The following is a 4737-nucleotide window of genomic DNA, read 5'->3' as shown; positions in this document are numbered from 1 at the left end:
CGTCCGATCGGCAGGACCTCGCCGCGCGCGGGCAGCTCGACGCCGACGCCCTCGCCGCGCGGATAGCGGAAGGCGGACGGGCCCTCGTCATAGGCCGCCGCGGTCGCCACCATGTGGACGAGCTCCGCCTCGTCTGCCGGCGCCATCAGGACGAAGTCCGGCAGGCAGCCCAGATAGGCGAGGTCATACGCGCCCGCATGGGTGGCGCCGTCGGCGCCCACCAGGCCGGCCCGGTCGAGCGCGAAGCGGACGGGCAGCCGCTGGATGGCGACGTCGTGCACCACCTGGTCGTAGGCCCGCTGCAGGAAGGTCGAGTAGATCGCGCAGAACGGCTTCAGGCCCTCGGTCGCAAGCCCCGCCGCGAAGGTCACGGCGTGCTGCTCGGCGATGCCGACGTCGAAGGTGCGGGCCGGGAAGGCGCGCCCGAACAGGTCGAGCCCGGTGCCGCCCGGCATCGCGGCGGTGACGGCCACCACGCGCTCGTCGGCCTCGGCCTCGCGGATCAGGGCCTCGGCGAACACCCTGGTGTAGGTCGGGGCGTTGGCCTTGGGCTTGGCCTGCGCGCCCGACACCACGTCGAAGGCCGAGACGCCGTGATACTTGTCGTCGGATTCCTCGGCCGGCCCGTAGCCCTTGCCCTTCTGGGTCACGACGTGGACCAGGATCGGCCCGTGGCCGGCGTCCCGCACGTTCTTGAGCACCGGCAGCAGGTGGTCGAGATTGTGCCCGTCGATCGGGCCGACATAGTAGAAGCCGAGCTCCTCGAACAGCGTGCCGCCCATGGCGAGCCCGCGTGCGTATTCCTCGGCCTTGGCCGCGCCGCGCTCGACGAATTTGGGCAGCTTCCTCACCAGGCCCCGGCCGATGTCGCGCAGCGACAGATAGGTGCGGCTCGAGGCGAGGCGCGCCAGATAGGCCGACATCGCGCCGGTCGGCGGCGCGATCGACATGTCGTTGTCGTTCAGGATGACGATCAGCCGCGAGCCGAGCGCGCCGGCGTTGTTCATCGCCTCATAGGCCATGCCGGCCGACATCGCCCCGTCGCCGATCACGCAGACGACGTGATTGTCGCCGCCCTGGAGATCGCGGGCGACCGCCATGCCGAGGCCGGCGGAGATCGAGGTCGAGGAGTGGCCGGCGCCGAACGGGTCGTAATCGCTCTCAGCCCGATTGGTGAAGCCGGACAGCCCGCCGCCGCGGCGCAGCGTGCGGATCCGGTCGCGCCGGTCGGTCAGGATCTTGTGCGGGTAGCACTGGTGGCCGACGTCCCAGATCAGCCGGTCGTCGGGCGTGTCGAACACGTAGTGCAGCGCGACCGTGAGCTCGACCACGCCGAGGCCGGCGCCGAGATGGCCGCCGGTGACCGAGACGGCCTCGATGGTCTCCTGGCGGAGCTCGTCCGCCAGCTGGCGGAGACGGTCTTCGGGGAGGCGCCGGAGGTCGGCCGGCGTACGGACCGAGTCGAGCGCCGGCTTTGCTGTCGGCAGGGGCACAGGCGGAACGGCGTCCTCAGAATTCAACCTCGGAGCGTTACACCAGCCGCCAGGGGCGCGCAAACACGATAGGTTGCGCAAATCGCGCCTCGGCATCGGCCATTCGGCTGAGGCCGGGCTTTTGCGGCGTCGCGACCTAGTTGTCTTGCGATGGCGGGCTGGTGGCGTCCATGACCGACCTGCTCGACCGCACGCTCGGCGAGCAGGTCGAGATCGAGATCACCTGCGATCCGGAGCCGTGGGCGGCGCTGGTCGATCCGATCCAGCTCGAGAACGCGGTGCTGAACCTCGCGATCAACGGCCGCGACGCGATGCCCGACGGCGGCAAGCTGACGATCTCGGTCAGGAACCTTCCGGCCGCCGCGGGCGCGGCGGAGCGGATCGAGATCGCGGTCGCGGACGCCGGCGCGGGCATGACGCCCGCGGTGCTGGCCCGCGTGTTCGAGCCCTTCTTCTCGACCAAGCCGGAAGGGCGCGGCACCGGTCTGGGCCTGCCCCAGGTGCAGGGTTTCATCGAGCAGTCCCACGGCGCCGTCGAGATCGAGAGCGAACCCGGGAAGGGCACCGTCGTGCGCCTCACTTTGCCGCGCAGCGAAGCCGCGCCGCCGGAAGAGGCGGACAGCGTGATCGGCGCCGATCTGCGCGGACGCGGCGAGAGGATCCTGCTGCTGGAGGACGACGACGGCGTCAGGACGGCGGTCGCGGACCTGCTCGCGGCGCTCGGCTATGAGGTCGTCGCGGCGGCCTCCACGGCCGAGGCGGCGCCGCTGATCGACAGCCGGCAGCCATTCGACCTGCTGCTTTCGGACGTCGTGATGCCCGGTTCGCCCAAGCCGCCCGAACTCGCACGCCTCGCCCGGCTGCGCCGCCCCGAGCTCAAAGTGCTGTTCATGTCGGGCTATGCGGAGAACGCCATCGTCCACCAGGGCCGCGTGGACGCCGACGTGCACCTGATCGAGAAGCCGTATCGCAAGGAGGCGCTGGCCCTGAAGCTGCGCCAGCTGCTCGACGACCGGACGGCGCCGGCCCCGCGGAAGGCGGCCCCGCTCCGCGTCCTGCTGGTCGAGGACGAGCCGCTCATCGCGATGGGCGTCGCGGACCTGCTCGAGAGCTTCGGCCACACGGTCACGCAGGCCCATAACGCCGCCGCCGCCAAGGCGGCGCTCGCGAACGACGCCGGCATCGACCTGATGCTCACCGACCTCGGCCTGCCGGACATGGACGGCGAGGCCCTGGCCGAATGGAGCCGCGGCCTCAGGCCCCGGCTGCCGATCCTGTTCGCGACCGGGCGCGACGATTTCCAGGCGCCGCCGCTGCTCGCGGCGACCGGGCCGGTGGCGGTCGTCACCAAGCCGTTCGACGGCGCCACGCTCAGGCGCGGGCTCGAGGCCTGCGTCTCCGGAAGCTTCTGACAGCCCTGCGATCCCGCCGCTTGACCCGCGCAAGGCCGCGGGTGCATTCGACGCGCCGACAGGCTTTCAGCCGCAGCGATCGATCGGAGCCGCATTGGAACTCGACAGCATGGACCAGGCGATCGCCGCGATCGCCGCAGGCGAACTGGTCGTGGTGGTGGATGACACCGATCGCGAGAACGAGGGCGACCTCATCATGGCGGCCGCCAAGGCGACGCCGGAGACGCTGGCCTTCATGATCCGGCACACCAGCGGCATCATCTGCGCGCCGCTGACGGCCGAGCGCGCCGAGGCGCTGAACCTCGCCCCGATGGTCGCGACCAATCTCGACCCGATGCGGACCGCCTTCACGGTCTCGGTCGACTACAAGATCGGGCTGACGACCGGCATCTCCGCCGAAGAGCGCGCCAACACCGTGCGCGCGCTCGGCTCGGACAACGCGATCGCGACCGACTTCCTGCGGCCCGGCCACGTCTTCCCGCTGATCGCCCGAGAGGGCGGCGTTCTGACCCGCTCCGGCCACACCGAAGCCGCGACCGATCTCGCGGCGCTCGCGGGCCTTCCGCCGGTGGGCGTGCTGGCGGAGGTCGTCAACGACGACGGCACCGTGAAGCGGCTGCCGGAGCTGATCGCGTTCGCGCGCGAGCACGGGCTGAAGATCGTCTCGATCGAGGATCTTATCGATCACCGGTCCCGTCGGGAGACCTTCGTGCGCCGGGTCGACCGGTTCGAGCGCCCGATCGGCGGCCGCGACGCCGTGATCACGGTCTACGACACGCCCTTCGAGCAGACGCAGCATCTCGCGATCTCGGTCGGAGACGTCAGCGGCGACGGGGCGGTGCCCTGCCGCATCCATCGCGAGCATCTCCTGACCGATCTGCTGCGCGGCGCGGCGACCTCGAAGGGCTGGCTCGACAATGCGCTCGCGCGCTTCAGCGACACCGGCCGCGGCGTGTTCATCCTGATCCGCGACCCGGCCGTGCTGCGCACGCCGCGCGACGGCCAGAACGGCGCAGGGGAGCAGGAGTCCAACGATCCGGCCGCCGAGCGCCATATGTCGGCCCGCCAGCGCCGCCAGCGCTGGCGCGAGATCGGGGTCGGCGCGCAGATCCTGCGCGACCTCGGCGTCCGCAAGATCTCGCTGCTCGCCGGCCATGAGCGGCAGTATGTCGGCATCGCGGGCTTCGGCATCGCGATCGAGAAGACCGAGATCGTCGACGAATAGCCGAACGGCTCAGGACGAGGCGGCGGGCTTCTGGTTCGCCGCCCTGGCCTTCTCGATCTGCGGCCGCAGCGTCTTCTCGACGGACTCGTCGGTCAGCGGCCCGACGAACTTGAAGGCGATGCGCCCCTCGCCGTCGACCACGAAGGTCTCCGGCACGCCGTAGACGCCCCACTCGATCGCGGCCCGCCCGCCCGGATCGACGCCGACCTTCTGGTACGGATTGCCGAGGCCGCCGAGGAAGCGCCGGGCGTTCTCGGGGGCGTCCTTGTAGTTCAGGCCGAACAACCGCACGCCGCTCTCCCTGAGCCTGAGCAGCGACGGGTGCTCCTCGCGGCAGGGCGCGCACCAGGACGCGAACACGTTGACGACCGTCACCTCGCCGGTCGCGAGGTCGGCCCGCGAGAAGCCCGGAACGGCGCCGTCGTCGCCCTTCAGCCCTTCGAGCGCCGGGAGCGTGAGGTCGGGCGCAGGCCGACCGATCAGCGCGGACGGAAGCGCCGAAGGATCGCCGCTGTAGAGGCGCACGTAGAGCAGCGCCGCGAGCGCCATGAACGCCACGACCGGGACGACCACGAAGGCCCGCCGGCCCCGGCCGCCCGACGGCGGC

At 71.3% G+C, this 4737-nt stretch carries 4 protein-coding genes; 2 read left to right on the top strand and 2 right to left on the bottom strand.

The features are described 5' to 3' along the window. The coding region (gene dxs, locus ACIKT0_RS13095; RefSeq protein WP_407105764.1) for a 1-deoxy-D-xylulose-5-phosphate synthase at positions 1–1493 on the bottom strand (1493 nt) is incomplete at its 3' end. 170 nt (positions 1494–1663) lie between these two features. Here dxs and ACIKT0_RS13090 point away from each other — a divergent pair. Beyond that, a complete protein-coding gene (locus tag ACIKT0_RS13090; RefSeq protein ID WP_407105766.1) occupies positions 1664–2905 on the top strand; it encodes a response regulator in 1242 nt (413 codons plus the stop codon). A gap of 109 nt (positions 2906–3014) precedes the next feature. Then, positions 3015–4130: a 3,4-dihydroxy-2-butanone-4-phosphate synthase gene (ribB, locus tag ACIKT0_RS13085; protein WP_407105765.1), complete on the top strand. Its 1116-nt coding sequence runs from the start codon at positions 3015–3017 to the stop codon at positions 4128–4130. 9 nt (positions 4131–4139) lie between these two features. On the opposite strand, the gene ACIKT0_RS13080 is transcribed toward ribB, so the two are convergent. Next, the coding region (locus ACIKT0_RS13080) for a DsbE family thiol:disulfide interchange protein (protein ID WP_407105762.1) at positions 4140–4737 on the bottom strand (598 nt) is incomplete at its 5' end.

Source organism: Hansschlegelia beijingensis (assembly GCF_045505405.1).
In the GTDB taxonomy this organism is placed as follows: domain Bacteria; phylum Pseudomonadota; class Alphaproteobacteria; order Rhizobiales; family Methylopilaceae; genus Methylopila; species Methylopila beijingensis_A.
Note: the sequence above shows the minus strand (reverse complement) of the source record. Positions and strands in the feature narration are given on the sequence as shown.

What these genes read in the sequence shown, in the direction of transcription:
- ribB (WP_407105765.1), top strand. Translation starts at nt 3,015, where the DNA reads ATGGACCAGGCGATCGCCGCGATCGCCGCAGGCGAACTGGTCGTGGTG.
- ACIKT0_RS13090 (WP_407105766.1), top strand. Translation starts at nt 1,664, where the DNA reads ATGACCGACCTGCTCGACCGCACGCTCGGCGAGCAGGTCGAGATCGAG.